This window comes from Paraburkholderia unamae (genome assembly GCF_003268775.1).
Taxonomy (GTDB): domain Bacteria; phylum Pseudomonadota; class Gammaproteobacteria; order Burkholderiales; family Burkholderiaceae; genus Paraburkholderia; species Paraburkholderia unamae.
Genome location: NZ_QLSU01000050.1, coordinates 25,042 through 43,192, shown reverse-complemented (window position 1 = coordinate 43,192; position 18,151 = coordinate 25,042). Strand labels below are relative to the sequence as shown.

Below are 18,151 nucleotides of genomic sequence, written 5' to 3'. Positions count from 1 at the left end.
GCCGCAGCCAGAAGAATACGGGAACCGCGGCCGCGAGGCAAAGCCAGGCGGCCGCGCGCCGCTTATTGCTGCGGCAGTGCGTAGGCAATCACGTAGTCGCCGAGCTTCGTGCCGAACGAACCGTGCCCGCCCGCCGCGATCACGACGAACTGGCGGCCGTTGATCGAGTACGTCATCGGCGTGGCCTGTCCGCCCGCGGGCAAGCGCGCCTGCCAGAGCAGATCGCCGTTGTTCACGTTGAACGCGCGCAGGTAGTTGTCGGCGGTCGCGCCGATGAAGATCACGCCGCCCGCCGTCACCATCGGGCCGCCCAGCATCGGCATGCCCAGGCGGAACGGCAGCGGCAGCGGCGAGCTGTCACGCACCGTGCCGATGCGCTTTTTCCATATGATCTCGTTGGTCTTGAGGTCCACGGCCGAGATGTAGCCCCACGCGGGCTGCTTGCACGGCAGGCCGAACGGCGAGAGGAACGGGTTGAGCGTCACGCCAAAAGGCACGCCGTATTGCGGCTGGATGCCCGCCTCCGTGCCGCTGCCCTTCGCGCCCGGCTGCGGCTCCTGCGGGTTGCCCGGCCCGCGCGGAATCAGGCGCGAAACGAACGGCAGCGCGATGGGGTTCGCAACCGCGACCTGGCGGTCCGTGTCGATGGCCAGACCGCCCCACTCGAACATGCCGAGATTGCCGGGGAACACCAGCGTGCCTTGCAGCGAGGGCGGCGTGAACGTGCCTTCATAGCGCAGCTTGTGGAACATCACGCGGCACACCAGCTGGTCGTACATCGTGGCGCCCCACATGTCGGCGTCGGTGAGGTCCTTCGACGGGCGGAACGTGAGCTGCGAGAACGGCTGCGTGGGCGCGACATGATCGCCGGGCGCGGCGCCCTGCGGCACCGGCATTTCGGGCGCGGGCACGACCAGCGCGCCGGTGCGGCGGTCGAGCACGAAGAGATTGCCGGTCTTCGCGGGGGCGTACACCACCGGCACGGTCTTGCCGTCCTTGTCGGTGATGTCAGCGAGCGTGGGCTGCGAGGGCTGGTCCATGTCCCACAGGTCGTGGTGCACCGTCTGGTAGAACCATGCGAGCTTGCCCGTGGAGGCGTGCAGCGCGAGCAGGCCGGTCGCGTAGCGCTCCAGGTCGGGCGTGCGGTCGCCGCCCCAGATATCCGGCGTCTTCACGCCCATCGGCAGATACACGATGTCGAGCTTCGGATCGTAGGCGGCCGGCGCCCACGAGTTCGGCGAATTCCACACGTAGTGCTCGCCGGGGCCCGGAATCTTGTTCGGGTCCGCCGCGCCCGGATCGAACGCCCAGAGCAGCTCGCCCGTGCGCACGTCGAAGCCGCGAATCACGCCGGACGGTTCGCGGTTCGAGAAGTTGTCCTCGACCGCGCCCGCCACCACGATCACCTTGCTCGTGACGATGGGCGGCGAAGTCGGCTCGTACATGCCGGGCGTGGTCACGGGCATGGCGTGTTGCAGGTCGAGGTCGCCGTTGTTGGCGAAGCCCGCACAGCGCTCGCCCGTGAGCGCGTCGAGCGCGTAGAGATGGCCGTCGTTCACGGGCAGGAGGATGCGGCGCGTGCATGCGCCGTTGGCGGCTTGCGCGGTGGTTTGAGCGGCGGGCGCGGGGTCGCTGGCGGGGGCGGCGGCCTCGACGCCCGATGCGGCCGTTGCGCCCGCAACGTTCGCCGTGTTCTGCGCATCCGCCGCATTTGTCGACAGATCGACAAACGACACGCCCCGGCAAGTCACGTGCTGGAACGACGGATCGGCCTGGAGCTTCGGATCGAACTTCCACTTGAGCTCGCCCGTTTGCGCGCTGAGCGCGAAGAGGATCTGGTGGGGCGAGCACAGGTACAGGAGGTCGCCGATCTTGATCGGCGTGACTTCGCTGGTGATCTCGACCGGATCGTTGGGCCCCTTCATGTCGCCTGTGCGGAAGGTCCAGGCCACCTGGAGGTCGTGCACGTTCTCGGGCGTGATCTGCTGTAACGGCGAATAGCGCGTGCCTTGCTGGTCGCGGCCATAGGCGGGCCACTCGGAAGGCTGAATGCCCTCCGCGTTCGGCGCGGGCGTGCCGCGCGACTCGGCCAGCGTGCCGTTGATCTGCTGCGGGTCGTTGAAATGCGCAAAGGCGAGCACACCGCCCCACACCACGAGCCCGACGAAAAGCGACAGCACGCCGAACTTGCGCGGCGGCTCCAGATGCCAGCTCATGAGCAGCAGCAGCCACACGCCGAACACCACCAGCACGCCCGAGCGCGGCACGAGCGCCCAGAAGTCGCTGCCCGATTCCCAGAGCCCCCAGACCGCCGTGCCGATCAGCACCAGCGCATAGAGCACGAAAGCCTTGGGACTGGCCCGCCACAGCAGCCAGGCGAAGATCAGCAGCACGACGCCGGTCACGACGTAATACGGCGAACCGCCCAGCGAAACGAGCCACGCGCCGCCAACCATCAGGTAGACCGCGGTGAGCAGCGTGAACAGCACGGAGATGACGCCGATGATGCCCAGCGGTTTCGATTGTCTGGCCATGATCTCAACCTTCCTCGAAGAATGCCTTCTGCGATGGCGGAAAAAGCGCAGCCTCAGAACACGTGCATCATGCCCACGTAGGCGCCCGTCTGCGATTCGCCGGGCAGCGGGCTGGTCGGATTGCTCGAATCGCGCGGCGTGGCGAACACCGAGAACGTGCCGTTCTTGCTGTTGTCCACGTACGCGACGGTTGCGTAAAGGAACGTGCGCGCGCTCAGGTTATAGGTGGTGCCGAGCGCGTAGAGCATGGCGTGGCTCGCCGGGTCGTGCGAGACGTCGCCGCCGCCCTCGCCCACGTGGATATAGAAGCCCGCGGCCGTCACGGCCCATTTCGGCGTGGCCTGGCAGGTCGCGCCGAGCCAGTAGTGGTCGGCGGTATCGGACACGCCCGGCGGCGAGTCGGGCGCCGAATAATGCGTGTACGCGGCCTGGATCTTGAACTTCTGCACGCGCAGGTTGCCGCCCACGAAGTACTCGCGCGAGGCCGTGAAGATGTTGGAGAAACGTCCGCTCGAATCGCGCAACTCGTCGTAAATGCCGCGCATGTCGAACAGCGGCGAGTGATACGTGAGCATGATGCCGTCCGAGCGGCCGAACTCGCCTTCGGCCCCTGCGTTGAAGTTGCCCGGCTGGTTGCCGAACGAGTACTGGCCCTGCACATCGAAGCCCTTCCACACGGGGCTGTGGTACTCGATGTTGTTGCTCGTTTGCTGCCAGTTGCGCCCGCGCACGAGCGAGGCCGACGACACCGCCTGCTGCACGAAGGGATCGAATTCCCACACGCCGTCGCTGTCGATGAAAAGATTACGACCGGCTTGCAGTTGCCCCCACGTCTCGTTCTTGATGCCGACGTACGCGCGGCGCGACCAGAGCCGCCCGCCGCCTGTGGTGCCGTTCATGATCTGCACCGCGGTTTCGAGGTCGAAGATCGCGGCGCTGCCGCCGCCGAGGTCTTCGGTGCCCTTGAGCCCGAACATGCTGGTGCCCCAGTCGCCGCCTTCGGCGCTCCAGCGGCTCGAACTGCCGCCGTTGCCGTTCGCGATGTGATTGAGGTATTCGACGCCGCCGTCCAGGCGGCCGTACATCGTGACACTCGATTGCGCCCACACGGCCGAACTGGCGGCGAGCAGCGCCACAGCGCCCAGAGTCGTTTTCACGTCAGCTCCCTGGTGGAGTCTTCTTGCTCGATCCGGTCTGTGCCGGGGCGAAGAACGTGCGATAACGTGCAATAACGTGCGATAAGGTCAGACAAACGGGCGCGCCAGCCGGGTGCTCATCGGGCCACGGAGGCATGGAGCCCTTGCCGGGCGCATCGCGCACTTAAAAAAGCATAGCGCTTCGCGGGAAATGCCGCTTTCTGGCTGGACGGCGCGGCACATTGCGTGCCGCGCTGCACCATGCATGACGCATCGCATGCGTGACGTGGGCAAGGCGGGGAAATGCGGTAATCGGCGCGCTGTTTCAGCCGCGCGCCTCGCGGATGGCGCGCAGTTCGATGCGGTCCTGCGGCATCTCCGAGTAGTTGCGAAACGAAGCGGGATCACCGGCAACGATACCGTTGAGGAAGTCGCGCTTGTGCTGAAGAATGCGGCCCGCAAAGCGCCCGATGAACTGCTCGTCCTTGAGGAACACGGCGACGAAGTCGTTCCACTGATCGTCATGCTGCAAGCTCGTATACGATTCGAGCAGAGCCGGACGCATGCCGTTGCGCCTGGCCCAGGTCACCAGCGCATTGCCGCTGTCCGGGTAGAAGCGCCAGCAGTCCACCGGCCAGCGATGAAAATCGCCATTCGACGGTACGTTCAGATAGAACAGACCGCCGGGCTTGATAATGCGCATGACTTCGAGAAACAGCAGCCAGAACATTTCCGAGTGCTCGAACACGGAGCTTGCGAGCACGATGTCGGCGCTTGCATCGGCGAACGGCAATGCATAGGGGTCCTGCAATACTACATCGACGCCGCGCCCCTCCACGAAATCGACGCCTGTGTAGGCAAAACCTTCGGGACAAACGCTGCGCAGCGAGCCATTGACGTCCTGGCTGCCGATTTCGATCACCTTGACGGGCTCATCGCCCCTCTCGATGTGCGGCGCGTAGCACCGGAAAAAATCGCGGCAATTCTGCATGGCGGTCGGATGCATGCTGTTCTCCAGATTGACTGAGCGCATGCTCGCATGAATCGCCACGCGCGCTGCGCGTGGCATGGTGCGAAAACACGGTATGGCTCAAACAATGGGTAGATCGCACGCCGGATGTGGCGCGCAGGCACGCGCAAACGGCCTGCCGCGCTAGAATTGCCGCTTTCGATGGACGATCGCCATGACAACCGCGTTGCTCGTAATCGACTTCCAGCAAGCCCTCGTGAACACCGAACCTCTGCCCGGCGACGCCGCTATGGTCAGCGCCAACATCAACGCGCTGATGCAGCGCGCAAGGCAAGCGGGAGCGCCGGTCGTGCTGATCCAGCACGAGGACGACAGCGAACTCGTGCACGGCACCGAAGCGTGGGCGTTATCGACGCAACTGAACATCGAGCCGCGCGATCACGTTGTCGCCAAGCGGACGCCCGACTCCTTTCTCAACACCCATCTGGGCGCCCTGCTCGCCGCTCATGCGGTCACGCACGTCGTGATCTGCGGGTATGCCAGCGAGTTCTGCGTCGACACGACGACGCGACGCGCCGCCGCGAACGGTCTCACCGTCACGCTCGCTGCGGACGCCCACACCACACATGACAAGCCGCACGCGAGCGCGGCGGCGATCCGGGCGCATCACAACGCCACGCTGTCCAACATCAGCAGCTTCGGCCCGAAGATCAGCGCGCGGCCGGCAAGCGAGATTGCATTCGACACGCCGGCTCGCGGCGGTTGAATTCCCGCGTTTGCCCCTGTTATCGCGACTAGCGCGCGTCGCGCCGGGAATCCGCCTTCTCTGCGAGATTCGCAGCCTCGCCTGCGGGCGCTTGCGGCACGGGCGCGGCCCGCACGGTATGGAACACCGGCAGGCGCCAGCCGTAATACAGCGAGGCAAGCCGCAACGCCACGCAGGAAATCACCGCGATCCAGGGCGTCCAGAACGGCGACCAGCCCACATAGGTCAGCCCCACCTGCACGGCCGCGCCAAGGAGCGCAGCCGATGCGTAAATCTCGCGATCGAGAATGGCCGGCACGCGCGAGAGCAGCACGTCGCGCATCACGCCGCCGCCCACCGCGCTCACGATGCCGAGGATGATCGCGGGCTCGGCGCTCTGGCTATAGGCAAGCGCCTTCTGCGCGCCCGCGACGGCGAAAAGCCCGAGGCCGATCGCATCGAACAGCAGCACAGGGTGACGCAACCGCCGCACCTGCGGATAGGCGGCGATGGTGAGCGCCGCGGCCAGCACCGACACCGCGAGATAGGCCCAGTTCGCCAGTCCCGCAGGCGGAACCGCGCCGATGCACAGGTCGCGGATAATGCCGCCGCCGCAAGCCACCATGAAGCTCACCACGATGATGCCGAAGAGGTCGAGCCGCCGCTGCCGCGCGGCCACGGCCCCGGAGATTGCAAACGCGAAGGTGCCAACCAGATCGAGGAACGTATAGGCCGCGTGGGCGTTGATATGCGCGCCGACGTGCGCGCCCAGCTCCGCACTCACGCCGCCTCGCTTTCGCGGCCGAGCCATGCGGCGGCCGCGCACAACATCGCTTCGAGGCCGGTGCGCAACGTGGGTTCGAGCACCGGCGCGAACATCGGCGAATGATTGCTCGGGATTTCGTTGAGCTTTTTGGCCGCCTTCGCCGTGGCATAAACTTCGGGGTCCGTACCACCGACGAACCAGAACGCGTATGGCACGCCCCATACGCGGCCGAACACGCTGAAGTCCTCGCTCGCGGCGGCCGGTTGCGTCTCGTAGGCACGCTCGCCGAACCAGGCTTCGAAGGCCTTGCGCAGACGCGCCGTCGTGGCGTCGTCGTTGACCGTGAGCGGATAGCTCGAAAGCGTCGTGAATTCCGGCTCGCGCGGTGCGTTCGAGGCCGCACATTCCGCGCAGCAAATGCGCCGGATCGCACCGAGCATGTATTCGCGCACATCGTCGTCGAACGTGCGCATGTTCAGCTTGAGCGTGGCGTCGTCGGGGATGATGTTTTCCTTTGTGCCCGCCTGGAGCGCGCCCACCGTGAGCACCGCGCTCTCGCGCGGCGAGATTTCGCGCGAGACGATCGTCTGGAGCCGCAGCGTGGTGGAAGCCGCCATGATGACTGGGTCGATCGAGGTCTGCGGCTGCGAGCCGTGCGAGCCGCGCCCGAAGAGTTTCACCTTGAGACTGTCGCCGGCCGAAAGGATCGTACCGCTGCGATAGCCCACCGTGCCCGCCGGACCCACCATGACGTGCTGGCCGAGGATCACATCGGGCTTAGGAAAACGCGTGGTCATGCCGTCGTCGATCATGCTGCGCGCGCCGCGCCCCACTTCCTCGCCGGGCTGGAACACGGCGAGCAGCGTGCCGCTCCACGCGTCGCGATGCGCCGCCATGAGTTGCGCCGCGCCGAGCAGCCAGGTTACGTGCATGTCGTGGCCGCACGCGTGCGCCACGCCCACCTGCACGCCCTCTTCGTCTTTCGCCGTCACGGTGCTCGCATAAGGCAGGCCGGTGGCCTCGGTCACGGGCAGCGCGTCCATGTCGGCGCGCAGCATCACGACCGGCCCCTCGCCGTTGCGCAACACCGCCACGACGCCCGTCACGCCCACTTCGCGCGTGACCTCGTAGCCGAGCTTTTCCATTCGATCGGCCACGAGCGCGGCGGTGCGGAACTCCTGCATCGACAGTTCGGGATGCGCGTGCAGGTCCTGGTAGAGCGATTCGAGCTCGGGCAGCAGCGCGCCTATGGCGGGCGCCAGGGTTTCGACGAGGTTTGGCATGGACGACTCCTTCATGCGTATTTCAATGTGCAAAGCGCCGAATTCAATCGGCCTCACTCGGCTTCAGGCAATTTCAAACCGCTTCAAGCGCCTTCGATCAGGCTTTGCGCGAGCTTGGCGAGCAGCGCGTCGAGCGTCTCGCGCTCGCGGTCGGTGAGCACGGCCGCGAGTTCCGATTCGAGCTTCGAGCCCGCTTTTTCCGAGGCATTCGCCACTTTCACGCCCTCGGGCGTCGCGCGCAACGCCACGCTGCGCCGGTCCGACGCGTGCGTGCCGCGACCGATCAAGCCGCGCGATTCGAGTTCCGCGAGCGTTTTCGAGAGCAGTGTTTTTTCGATGAGCGCGCGCTGCGACACGGCCTTGGGCGTAATGCCCGGCTCGCCGCGAATGAGGCGCAGCACGCGCATGGCGCGCACGTCGAGATCCCAGCGCTCGCGATAAACGGCGTTGGCCCGCTCCATCAGCAGCGCGCTGGTCTGGTCGAGCCTGAATGTGAGGAAATCGGAGTACAAACGCGCGCTCCCAAGAGTCGTGAAGCCACACGACGGCCGACAGGCCAGTCCGCAGCCTCCGCAATGGTCGCCAGTATAGTCAAATAGTTGAAAATTTCAACTATCTGGATGAGGGAAGGATGATGGAGATGCCAGATGTGACTGCGCGGCGGGCCTCCACCGGTGTGGAGAGCCGCCGCGCATGAAGAGACGTCCGGCGGGGACAGATGCCCGCCGGCGTCAGCCAGTTGAAAAGACGCTTTCGAACCGGCTGGTTCGAACCCGCTTAGAACGCGTGACGCATGCCCACCGTGACGGCGACCTGCGTGTCGGTCGACGACGGCGAGAGCGTGTTGATCATCGCGTGCGAGAGCACCGAGCCTTCCGGCGCGCCGTGCACGTTCTGGTACACGCCTTCCAGATAGAAGTCGGTGCGCTTGCTGATGGCGTAGTCCGTTTGCAGCATCGCCGTGTTCCAGCCGGGGTTCGTGCCGTTGTACGCGCCGTGCGTGTACGTGTACGCGCCCGAAACGCTCCATGCCGGCGTGAGCGCGTATTTCACGTTGGCTTCGAAGTTGTCGAGGCGCAGCGAGCCCGCGAGCGAACCCGCCGAGTTGTCGCTCGAGCCGAGATAGGTGCCCGTGCCGAACGAGTACACGCCCGACACGTTGTCGATCTGCGAGTGGCTCCAGACGAGGCCGACCGTGGCCGGGCCGTACGTGTAGTTGCCGCCGAGCGACCAGACGCGCTGACGTTCCGCCACGAAGTTCGCGGTGGTGTCGCTGGTGGTGGCAGCGCCGCTGCCGTTGCCGGCGTTGTTGAATTGCAGGTAGCCGGCCGCGAGGTTAAGCGGGCCCTGGTTATAGGACACCGCAAAGCCATACGAACGGTTGTTCGCGAAGTCGCCGGCCTTGTTGCTGAAGGAGTACATCGTCTCGAACGTCACGCCGTACCAGGTCGGGCTTGCGTACTTGACCGAATTGTTGATGACCACCGAGTTCGCGGCGAGGTTGTCGTTCTCGAACGGGTGTGCGGCGAGGCTGCCGCCCCACGTGTTGAACTCGGCCGTGAGCGGGCCCACGAGGTCGTTCATCACGTCGAACTGGCGGCCGAACGTGACCGTGCCGTACGGGTCGCTTTGCAGGCCGACCCAGGCCTGGGAACCGAAGCCGAGACCGGAGAACGCCTGCGCGCCATTATTCAGCAGAAAACCTTGTTCCAGCTTGAAGACCGCATGGAGGCCGCCGCCCAGATCTTCCGAACCCTTGAGACCGAACACCGTGTTTTGCGTGGAGCTGGAGTTCATCTGCCAGTTGCTATGGCCGAACTGGTTGTTCGTGTAGACGAGGCCGGTATCGATCAGGCCGTAGAGGGTCACGCTGCTTTGCGCGTGCGCCGAGACGGCGAATGCGCTCAAGAGTGCCGCGGCGAGTAGCGATTTTTTCATGTTTGTAGGCTCCGGAATCAAGCGGTGGGTTAGTGCGTCAAAATCAATGCATCAAATTCAGGCGGCCGGCACCATCTGTGTGCATATGCAACGTACGGCATTCCATTCCGGTGCGGATTTCAAAGGCAAATAAATACCCGCCGACGATTATTGCGGGTTACGCAATTCATCGGTGTTGAAATCGCAATGACGGAGGGAACGTCGTGTGACGAGTGCGGCGTGAATCGAACACCCGCATCATAGGGGGCTGAAAATAAAAATGGTGTTGAAATGCAGACGCCGTGGCGTGAATGGCACAACCGCCGTGAGCAAGGCTCGACGGGCGACACGGAATATGCAGGACTCAAATGGCGCGAATGAAATTACATAATGCTTTCAAATTCGCGCATTTAAGTCGATGAGAAAAACCGATTATTCACCGTGAGAATCGACGTGAAAGTCGGCTTGCTGCGAGGGTTGATTCTTTTACGGGCGCTTTATCGCGAACCGCATTGCGCGAGGTGCGGCGCTTATTCAATGGAATCCGAACGAAGTTTGCACTTCAAATCCAGCAAGTCGCGCTCGCTGGATTGCAGAGCGATTTCCAGTTGCGTGGCGGCTTGCACCAAACGCCTGATCGCGGCGGCGCACTGCTCCACCGAATCGCGCGAAAGACGCCGCAGATGCTTCTGGATCGCGTCGCCCAGCGCCGCGTGCAGGCGCGCATAATCGACACCCACAACCTCGCGTTGCGGCCCGTCCGCACCGGTGCAATCGACCACGATGTCTTCGAAATTCGCGTCGCTATCGAGTGAAAATGGCGCGAGCGAGGCATCTGGCGTGATGACGTAGTCAGCCAGCCGCGCATTCGCTTCGCGCGAAAACGTTTCGGATATCGATTGCGTGAGCGCATTGCAGATCGCGTTCACGTCGCGCGTTGCCGAGTGCTTTTCAAGCAAGCCTGGCAGCGTGGGCATGACGCCGCGCCACACGGCGTTGGCAACCTCCTCTTCCTGCTGTTCCAGGCGATCGAGTGCGGCTTGCGATGCCGCGCCTAGCTCGGCCAGTCGCGGCAGCACCGCTTCGCACAGCACGCCCAGCACATTCTCTTCAAGATGGTGCAGCAGGATTTCGGCCATCTTGCGCCGCTTGTAGGCGAGCGTCGGTTCGATGATATCGAGCAGCGCACCGTAAAGCCGCTCGAATCCGGCCTCCGTCATGGCCACCGGCGTTTGACCCTGTTCGCGCGCCACGTGTGCGGAGATTGAAACCGGCGGCTTCAGCAACGCGGGATTCACCCCCATCGCCACGAGCTTTTCGCGGGCCCGCGCATTGACGTCGGCTTCCTGTTGCGCGCGGTTGTGCGCGCTCTTGTTGCACAGGACCTTGACGAGTTCGCCATTCACTTCGTCTTCTTCGTAGGCGTCGCTGCGCGTCAAGACCGGCAGTAGCGGCTTGTTGCGATGCAACTCGCGGCCGAGGTCTTCAAGTTCCTGAACTTGCCCGGGAGAAGTCGAACTGGTCAGCCACAAAACGCCGTCCGCGCTGTCGATGAAGCGCTGGGTCAGCGCTGCGTTTTCCGGCGTCATCGAATGCAATCCGGGCGTGTCGAGCAACACGAGTTTGTCGCCGGGTCGCACGCCTTGCAGGCGCGACGTGGTCTCGGTCGCGCCTTCCTTGAACCGTTCCGGCGACTCGACGATGCGCCCGGCTTCAAGGTGGAAATAGTCCACCGCACTGCCATGCGCGGCGAAGCGGTCGGCGAGGAAATTGCAGAATGAACTCTTGCCCGCGTTGAATTTGCCGAATACCAGCAGCAATGCCTTGTCGGCGAACGCATCGGCCAGCGCCTGGGCGGGCGCAAGATCGGCCCACTGCCGGGGCCACGCCTGCGTGCTGGCCTGCATCAACGCGTTGATCGCGTCCGCGCGTGTGGCCGGCTCGGCCTGCGCCTTCAGGCCTGTACAGGTCAGCGCATTGTCGCGCAGGCGGCCGGCCAGATCGGCAAGCCAGGCGTCCAGCGCATGCAGGATGGGTTCGACATCGCGTGCGACAAACTCGAACGCGTCGACCTCCGCGATGAAGCGCTGCTCCTGGCTCGCGTCCGCCTTCATGCGCTGGCTTCCAGGGTGTGCATTGCCGTCAACGCCGAGTCCGATGCGACGATGGCGGCTTGCGTCTGCGCAATCTGCTCGGCCAACGCCTGCCTGTCGTCGCTCAATTCGTAATAGTGCGTGAATTCGCGCTGCATGCGCTCGCGCCCGGCCGCTTCGCAGAACATCTTGTGCAGGTCTTTGCGGAACTTCACCGACACACCCATTACGGCAATCATCACCGAATTGAGGCTGCGCGCCACCGTTTGCTGCTCCGCGGGCAAGCCGATCACGCCGTGCCCGGCAAGAAAGCCGTCCATTTCGATGCAGGCGCGCGAGTAGGCAATCTGGATATGCGCGCGCTCCACCTTCCCTGCCGTGATTGCATAGGCATCCTTATCAGTGTCCGGCACGGCGGCGTAATCCTCGCCAAGCGCGCTCAACATCGCGGCAATGTCACCGCCCACCTTGGCGATAACGGCCTTCAGTCCCTGCGCGAAGTCGTGCAGCTGTTGCTGCTGCGTCCGCCGCAGGCCTTCGAGTGAATCGTGCTGCGCTGCGCTTAGCTGGCGCAGATCTGCGCGGATCTCGCGAAACAGCAGCGCCGTCTCGTGCACCCGCGCTTGCGGCACGCGCCCGAGCACCGAATGCAGCGCCGTGTGCAGCGCGGGAATGCCGCTCTTTTCCAGCAGCAGTTGCTTGCCGCCCTCCACGCCCTTTCGATGGCGCGTGGACGAAGCGGCATTGAGCACGATGCCCGGCATCTGCTCGCCAATCGCACTGCCGACTTTATGGATTTCGCTCTCGTCGCCCAACTGGTCCACTTGCGAGAGCACGAACAGGGTTTGCCGCTCCGTGCGCTTGCCGTCGGCGTGCAGGTCGGCCAGGAGCGCGAGTTCCGCCGAATCCAGTTCGCCTTCCTTGGCCGCATGCACGAACAAGCGGATATCCGATTTCAGCCAGGCGGCCTGCAAGGCCTGGCGGTCGTCCTCGTTGCCCACGTCCGCATCCAGGCCCGGCGCATCGAGCCAGCGCACCCCGAGATGAACGCTGTCCGACATCGTCACGGTTTCGCGCTTGTCCGATACCGCAAAGGCGTCGCGCCCGATCAGTGCGTTGAGCAGGCTGCTCTTGCCGTGGTTGTATTTCCCGATGACCGTGACGACGGGCTCGCCGTCGCTCACGAGAATTTGCAGCCGCGCCAGATCGTTGGCCCGATCCGGCAGCACGCATGCGACCGCGCGTGCGGCCTGCTCACGGACTTCGCTAGTCACCCTCGCCTCCTTGATCGATTCGTTGACGGGCGTGCTTACTCCGGCAATACGGCTACCGCCTTGATCTCGACGATGTAGCCCGCCTGGCCGCCCAGCATGTGTGCGCCGACGGCCGTCCACGCCGGCAGAGGATGCGCATCCAGATAACGGTCCCGCACCTGCATGAACAGCGGCAGATCGCGCATATCCGTATGGAACGTTGTGAGATCCACCACATCGCTCAGCGACGCACCCGCGGCCGCAAGCACGGCTTTCAGGTTCTCGAACGCCTGTACGATTTGCGCTTCACGATCTTCCACGAGTTGCATGGCCTTGTCACGGCCAATCTGCCCGGAAACGTAGATCGTCTTGCCGACCTTGAGCGCGGGCGCGTAGCGGATTTTCTCGTAAACCGCTTCCATGCCCTCGGGAACAATGGCTTCGCGATCCGTCATGATGGTGTCTCCAGTTTTTAATCGATTCTGTTTATCAAGGTTTCGTTTCCGGCGACGCACGCAATGCGCTGCTCGCCCGGCGGGAAAATTTCCACTGCAAGAGCGCATGCGCGGCGAGACCGAACAACAGCCCCCAGAACGCGGCGCCCAATCCGAACAGCGACATGCCCGAGGCGGAAACGATAAAGGTGACCAGAGCGGCGTCGCGGTCCTTTACGTCGCTCATCGAACCGGCGAGCGCGTTGGCGATGGTCGGAAACAAGGCAAGGCCCGCGAGCGCGGCGATCAGTTCCTTTGGCAACATCGCGAACAGCGAGAGCACCGTGGCCGCCATGCAGCCGAGCACGAGATACACGATGCCGCCGGAAACGCCCGCGACGTAGCGCCTGGCGGGATCGGCGTGCGCCTCGTGGCCGGTGCAGATCGCGGCGGTGATGGCCGCGAGGTTCAGGCCATGGCATCCGAACGGCGCAAGCACGGCGGAAACCGCTGACGACCACGCGATGAGCGGCCCCGCCGAAGGCTCGCGGTAGCCGCTGTTGCGCAACACCGCCATGCCGGGCACCCACTGCCCGGTCAGCGCGACCACCATCAACGGCAGGCCGATATTGACGATGGCTTGCCAGTCGAAGCGCGGCGTGGTCCAGGCGGGCACGGTGAACTGCAACGCAGGAACGTGACCGGTGAGCTTGCCGCCCAGCACGGCGACGAGCGCGCCGACCACGAGCACGCCCACCACCGCGTAACGCGGGAAGCAGCGACGGCCGATGAAGAACGCCACGAACATCGCGCCGACGAGGAGCGGTTGCGCGGGCAGCACGACGAACATCTTCGCCGCGAAGCCGAACAGGATGCCGGCCAGCATCGCCGCCGAAATGCCGGCGGGCAGCCGCGAAACAATCTTGTCGAAGGTTCCGCTCACGCCGATCACGAACGTCGCCACACCGGCGACCAGATAGGCGCCAACGGCCTCGGGAAAGCTCACCGTCGGCAGCAAGGTGATGAGCAGTGCGGAGCCCGGCGCCGACCATGCGATGACCACCGGCACCTTGTATCGCAGCGACAGCACGATACCGAGGAAACCGGAGCCGATCGAGATCGTCCACACCCACGATTCCAGCAGCGCATGCGGCATGCCCTGCGCGGCCTGAAACACGAGCACGAGCGGGCCCGCAAATGAAATCAGCGTGGCGATGGCACCCGCGACGATGGCCGGCAGCGAAGCGTCTTTCAACAACGGGTTCCAGGCTTTCATGAATCAGCCCGTGTCGCCGCCGGCGACCGGCAACACCGAACCGGTGATGTAACTCGCCTCATCCGAGGCGAGAAACAGGATCGGCGCGATCTGTTCGTCGAGGGTGCCGTAGCGCTTGAAAAACGTCGATTCGGTAACCTGATGAACCGCCTCGCTCATCCATGCCTTTTCCTGCTCGCTGTCGCCCGCCGCATTGCGCGGAACGCGGCGCGCGGGCGCGCTGGTTCCGCCTGGCGCCGTGGCCACTACGCGGATATTGTGCTCCGCGTATTCCATCGCCAGCGACTGCGTGATCGCGTTCACACCGCCCTTGGCCGCCGAATACGGTACGCGGCGAATGCCGCGCGTGGCGTTCGACGAAATATTGACAATGGTGCCGCCGCCACGCGCGAGCAGATGCGGCAACACCGCATGGCACGTGTAGAGCGTGGGCATGAGCGAGCGGCGGATTTCCGCGTCGATCTGCGCGGGCTCGAATTCGGCGAACGGACGCATGCGGATCGCGCCGCCCACGCCGTTGATCAGAATGTCGATGCCGCCGAACTTCTGCACCGCGAAATCCATCGTCGCTTTCGCGCCTTCATAGGTCTCGAGGTCGGCGATGAAACCCGCCGTTTCCGCGCCCTGCGCCTCGGCGGCCACTTCGGCCACGAAGTCGGCGCGATCGACGAACACCACCTTGCCGCCCTCGGCGGCCGCACGCAGCGCCACGCCACGGCCGATGCCCTGCGCCGCGCCGGTGACGACCACGACTTTCCCTGCGAATCGTTGCATGGTCATGCCGCCTTGGGAACGACGTTGGGGGTGAACTTCTCGTAGTGGAAGCTGTTGGGCTTCACGCCTTCGTCGTCGAAGTACTTGCGCACGGCATCCACCATCGGGGGCGGTCCGCACAGGTACACATCGACGTCGCCGTCGTTGAGGGCGTCGGCCGGGATATGCTGCGTGACCCAGCCCTTGCGCGCGTGATTCGAATCCGCGTCGGCCACCACGGTGGCGAAGCTGAAATTCGGCAGTTTCGCGGCGTAGGCTTCGATGGCCTCCACGAGCACCAGGTCGAGATCGCGCGTTACGCCGTAAATCAGGTGCACCTTCTGCTCCGAATTCGTGCGCGCGAGCACTTCCAGCATCGAGAGGAACGGAGCGAGACCCGTGCCGCCCGCGAGGAACAGCAGCGGACGCTGCACGTCGCGCAGATAGAAACTGCCGAGCGGCCCCGTCAGTTCCAGCTTCGTGCCCGGTTGCGCGGATTCGAGCCAGGTGCTCATCACGCCGCCGGGAATCTTCTTGATGAGGAATCCGATCTTCCCTTCACCCGGCGCGGACGAGAACGAATACGAGCGATGCTGGCCGCTGCCCGGCACGTCGATGTTGACATACTGGCCCGGCAGGAACGCCGGCCCGGCTGTGTCCACGTCGAGTTCGAGCACGACGGCGGCGTCGTTGTGCTGCTCGACCTTCGCGACCGTGGCGGCGAACTTGCTTTGCGCTGTCTTGCACACCGTGGACGATGCGGGAATCGCGATCACGCAATCGCTTTCGGGCACCATCTGGCAGGTGAGCACGAGGCCGCTTTCCTTTTCGTCCTCGGTCAGCGCGTCTTCGATATAGTCTTCGCCCAGGTCGTAGCTGCCGCTTTCGGCGCGGCACTTGCAGGTGCCGCACACGCCGTCGGAGCAATCCATCGGCAGGTTGATCCTCGCGCGGAACGCCGCGTCGAGAACCTTCTCACCCGCCTTGCAGTCGATGAAACGGGTAACACCGTCCTCGAAATTCAGTGCAATCTTGTAGCTGGACATGGTGTCTCCTTCTTTCCCATGTTGAAACGTACGCTCGACTTCAAACGTGATAGACGTCGAGCACCTGCCGGATATAGTCGTTCTTCAGCGCGATCTTCTTGTACGCGATCAAATAACCGTCGCCCGCCTGGCGCAGCGTGACGAACATCGTGCCGAAGAAGTGGTCCGTGACCTTGTAACGATGGCTGAGCGTGTGGAAGTTGTAGCGCACATCCACTTCCTCGCCCCGCTCGGCCAGCACTTCCACGTTCGTGACGTTGTGGGCCGTGCGCGGCTCCGGCATCGACGCGCCGCTGCGCTCGGTCTTGATGCGGAACACGCGGTCTTCCAGGCCGCCGCGATCGGGGTAGTACATCAGCGAGATCTGGCTCTCGTGGTCGTCGGTGAGCTGGTCGTCGTCGTCCCATGCCGGCATCCAGTAGGTGACGTCCTCGGCATAGCACGCGAGCCATTCTTCCCACTGGCGGTCGTCGAGCAGGCGCGCTTCGCGGTACAGCGTAGCGCAGATTGTCTGGTAATCGTGGCTCATGCCTGTGCTCCCGCCTGTTCCTGCTTGAGCGCGTCGCGCATCACATTCACCCAGTACTCGTGCTGGACCACGAACAGGCCTTCGTCTTCACTGCGCTCGCCGGAAATGACCGGCTTGAGCCCCATCTTCGTCGCGTTCGCGTCCGCGCCGTCAACCCACAGCGGCGCGCCGCGCGAGAGATCGTTCCACATGGCCGTCGTGCCCGCATAACCGGCCTGGCAGGCGCGGAACTCTTCGAGGTCGTCGGCCGTGCCCATGCCCGAGACGTTGAAGAAGTCCTCGTACTGGCGAATGCGCGTGGCGCGATCTTCCGCGCTCTCGCCCTTCGGCGCGAAGCAGAAAATGTTCACTTCGGTCTTGTCCACGCTGATCGGGCGCACCACGCGAATCTGCGTGCTGAACTGGTCCATCAGGAACACGTTCGGGTACACGCAGAGGTTGCGCGTCTGGTTGACGATGAACTCCGCCTGCACGTCGCCCACGCGCGCCTTGATTTCGTCGCGATGCTTGTAGACCGGGCGCACTTCCGGGTTCATCGTGTTGGTCCACAGCAGGATATGGCCGTGATCGAAACCGTACACGCCCGCGACCGACTTGCTCCAGCTATTGGCGTCCACGGCCTGAGTGCCGTCTTCCTTGCGGCGGCCCATCGTTGCCGCGTAATTCCAGTGCACGGTGCTGACGTGGTAGCCGTCGCAACCGTTCTCCATCTGCATCTTCCAGTTGCCGTCGTAGATGTACGAGGAGTTGCCGCGCAGCACTTCGAGGCCGTTGGGCGACTGATCGACGATCTGGTCGATGATGGTCTTCGTTTCGCCGAGGTAGTCGGAAAGCGGTTGCACGTCCGCATTGAGGCTGCCGAACAGGAAGCCGCGGTAACTCTCGAAGCGAGCGACCTTCTTCAGGTCGTGCGAACCCTGCTTGTTGAACTGCACCGGATATTCGGTGGTCTTTTCGTCCTTCACCTTCAGCAGCTTGCCGGTGTTGGAGAACGTCCAGCCGTGGAACGGACAGGTGAAGCTACCCTTGTTGCCGTGCTTGCGACGGCACAGCATGGCGCCCTTGTGCGCGCAGGCATTGATCACGGCATGAAGTTCGCCGGTCTTGTCGCGGGTAATGACGATGGGCTGGCGGCCAAGCCACGTGGTGTAGTAATCGTTGTTGTCGGGAATCTGGCTTTCATGTGCCAGGTAGACCCAGTTCTTCTCGAAGACATACTTCATCTCCAGTTCGAACAGATCGGTGTTCGTGAAGATGTCGCGGCGGCAACGGAATACACCGTTTTGCTTGTCGTCCTGCACGGCGGTGGACAGCAGGTGATCCAGGTCACTGGCTTTGTCGATGATGGCTGACATGTTAGCTCTCCTATGCATACCCCACACGCTGTACGGAGTCCTTGCATCGGTATCGAATGGT

At 64.1% G+C, this 18,151-nt stretch carries 16 protein-coding genes; 1 reads left to right on the top strand and 15 read right to left on the bottom strand.

Translation table 11 applies throughout. From position 1 onward, the window contains the following. Positions 1 to 62 precede the first annotated feature (62 nt). The 3 genes from C7401_RS42460 to C7401_RS42450 form a co-directional block, all read right to left on the bottom strand. A complete protein-coding gene (locus tag C7401_RS42460; protein ID WP_112178039.1) occupies positions 63 to 2,534 on the bottom strand; it encodes a glucose/quinate/shikimate family membrane-bound PQQ-dependent dehydrogenase in 2,472 nt (823 codons plus the stop codon). 53 nt (positions 2,535 to 2,587) lie between these two features. Next, positions 2,588 to 3,691, bottom strand: coding sequence for a porin (locus tag C7401_RS42455; protein WP_112178038.1), 1,104 nt, complete (start codon positions 3,689 to 3,691; stop codon positions 2,588 to 2,590). A 304-nt stretch (positions 3,692 to 3,995) separates the two neighbouring features. Continuing rightward, positions 3,996 to 4,676: a methyltransferase domain-containing protein gene (locus C7401_RS42450; RefSeq protein ID WP_112178055.1), complete on the bottom strand. Its 681-nt coding sequence runs from the start codon at positions 4,674 to 4,676 to the stop codon at positions 3,996 to 3,998. A 178-nt stretch (positions 4,677 to 4,854) separates the two neighbouring features. On the opposite strand from C7401_RS42450, the gene C7401_RS42445 reads away from it, so the two are divergent. Further along, entirely contained in the window at positions 4,855 to 5,406 is a 552-nt protein-coding gene (locus tag C7401_RS42445) for a cysteine hydrolase family protein (RefSeq protein ID WP_112178037.1), read from the top strand. A gap of 28 nt (positions 5,407 to 5,434) precedes the next feature. Here the strand turns inward: C7401_RS42445 and C7401_RS42440 are convergent, their stop codons facing one another. The 12 genes from C7401_RS42440 to C7401_RS42385 form a co-directional block, all read right to left on the bottom strand. Beyond that, positions 5,435 to 6,133, bottom strand: coding sequence for a trimeric intracellular cation channel family protein (locus C7401_RS42440; RefSeq protein ID WP_112178054.1), 699 nt, complete (start codon positions 6,131 to 6,133; stop codon positions 5,435 to 5,437). Between the two features lie 32 nt (positions 6,134 to 6,165). Next, positions 6,166 to 7,434: a M20 family metallopeptidase gene (locus C7401_RS42435; protein ID WP_112178053.1), complete on the bottom strand. Its 1,269-nt coding sequence runs from the start codon at positions 7,432 to 7,434 to the stop codon at positions 6,166 to 6,168. Between the two features lie 83 nt (positions 7,435 to 7,517). After that, positions 7,518 to 7,946 carry a MarR family winged helix-turn-helix transcriptional regulator gene (locus C7401_RS42430; RefSeq protein ID WP_112178036.1) on the bottom strand — a complete coding sequence of 143 codons (429 nt, stop codon included), beginning with the start codon at positions 7,944 to 7,946 and terminating at the stop codon, positions 7,518 to 7,520. A 265-nt stretch (positions 7,947 to 8,211) separates the two neighbouring features. Then, positions 8,212 to 9,372 carry a porin gene (locus tag C7401_RS42425; protein ID WP_112178035.1) on the bottom strand — a complete coding sequence of 387 codons (1,161 nt, stop codon included), beginning with the start codon at positions 9,370 to 9,372 and terminating at the stop codon, positions 8,212 to 8,214. Positions 9,373 to 9,881: 509 nt separating this feature from the next. Continuing rightward, positions 9,882 to 11,465 (bottom strand): dynamin family protein, encoded by a 1,584-nt coding sequence (locus C7401_RS42420; RefSeq protein ID WP_112178034.1) that lies wholly within the window; start codon positions 11,463 to 11,465, stop codon positions 9,882 to 9,884. Beyond that, complete coding sequence (locus C7401_RS42415; RefSeq protein ID WP_112178033.1) at positions 11,462 to 12,718, bottom strand: GTPase; 1,257 nt, start codon at positions 12,716 to 12,718, stop codon at positions 11,462 to 11,464. Before C7401_RS42415 ends, C7401_RS42420 begins: the two co-directional genes overlap by 4 nt. A 35-nt stretch (positions 12,719 to 12,753) precedes the next feature. Further along, positions 12,754 to 13,152 carry a RidA family protein gene (locus C7401_RS42410; RefSeq protein WP_112178032.1) on the bottom strand — a complete coding sequence of 133 codons (399 nt, stop codon included), beginning with the start codon at positions 13,150 to 13,152 and terminating at the stop codon, positions 12,754 to 12,756. 34 nt (positions 13,153 to 13,186) lie between these two features. Beyond that, positions 13,187 to 14,407, bottom strand: a complete 1,221-nt coding sequence (locus tag C7401_RS42405; RefSeq protein WP_112178031.1) for a benzoate/H(+) symporter BenE family transporter — start codon at positions 14,405 to 14,407, stop codon at positions 13,187 to 13,189. Positions 14,408 to 14,410: 3 nt separating this feature from the next. Then, positions 14,411 to 15,187 carry a benzoate diol dehydrogenase BenD gene (gene benD / locus C7401_RS42400; RefSeq protein ID WP_112178030.1) on the bottom strand — a complete coding sequence of 259 codons (777 nt, stop codon included), beginning with the start codon at positions 15,185 to 15,187 and terminating at the stop codon, positions 14,411 to 14,413. Continuing rightward, the gene (gene benC / locus C7401_RS42395; protein ID WP_112178029.1) at positions 15,184 to 16,206 is read right to left on the bottom strand and encodes a benzoate 1,2-dioxygenase electron transfer component BenC; all 1,023 of its coding nucleotides are present in this window, start codon (positions 16,204 to 16,206) and stop codon (positions 15,184 to 15,186) included. The genes benD and benC overlap by 4 nt, the downstream gene beginning before the upstream one ends. Before the next feature lie 40 nt (positions 16,207 to 16,246). Beyond that, on the bottom strand, positions 16,247 to 16,735 hold the full coding sequence (gene benB, locus C7401_RS42390; protein ID WP_112178028.1) for a benzoate 1,2-dioxygenase small subunit: 489 nt from the start codon (positions 16,733 to 16,735) through the stop codon (positions 16,247 to 16,249). After that, entirely contained in the window at positions 16,732 to 18,090 is a 1,359-nt protein-coding gene (locus C7401_RS42385) for a Rieske 2Fe-2S domain-containing protein (protein ID WP_112178027.1), read from the bottom strand. The genes benB and C7401_RS42385 overlap by 4 nt, the downstream gene beginning before the upstream one ends. Positions 18,091 to 18,151: the final 61 nt, after the last annotated feature.

Coding starts and splice junctions, on each gene's coding strand:
- C7401_RS42460 (WP_112178039.1), bottom strand. CDS start 2,534: ATGGCCAGACAATCGAAACCGCTGGGCATCATCGGCGTCATCTCCGTG.
- C7401_RS42450 (WP_112178055.1), bottom strand. CDS start 4,676: ATGCATCCGACCGCCATGCAGAATTGCCGCGATTTTTTCCGGTGCTAC.
- C7401_RS42445 (WP_112178037.1), top strand. CDS start 4,855: ATGACAACCGCGTTGCTCGTAATCGACTTCCAGCAAGCCCTCGTGAAC.
- C7401_RS42435 (WP_112178053.1), bottom strand. CDS start 7,434: ATGCCAAACCTCGTCGAAACCCTGGCGCCCGCCATAGGCGCGCTGCTG.
- C7401_RS42425 (WP_112178035.1), bottom strand. CDS start 9,372: ATGAAAAAATCGCTACTCGCCGCGGCACTCTTGAGCGCATTCGCCGTC.
- C7401_RS42420 (WP_112178034.1), bottom strand. CDS start 11,465: ATGAAGGCGGACGCGAGCCAGGAGCAGCGCTTCATCGCGGAGGTCGAC.
- C7401_RS42410 (WP_112178032.1), bottom strand. CDS start 13,152: ATGACGGATCGCGAAGCCATTGTTCCCGAGGGCATGGAAGCGGTTTAC.
- C7401_RS42405 (WP_112178031.1), bottom strand. CDS start 14,407: ATGAAAGCCTGGAACCCGTTGTTGAAAGACGCTTCGCTGCCGGCCATC.
- benD (WP_112178030.1), bottom strand. CDS start 15,187: ATGACCATGCAACGATTCGCAGGGAAAGTCGTGGTCGTCACCGGCGCG.
- benC (WP_112178029.1), bottom strand. CDS start 16,206: ATGTCCAGCTACAAGATTGCACTGAATTTCGAGGACGGTGTTACCCGT.
- benB (WP_112178028.1), bottom strand. CDS start 16,735: ATGAGCCACGATTACCAGACAATCTGCGCTACGCTGTACCGCGAAGCG.
- C7401_RS42385 (WP_112178027.1), bottom strand. CDS start 18,090: ATGTCAGCCATCATCGACAAAGCCAGTGACCTGGATCACCTGCTGTCC.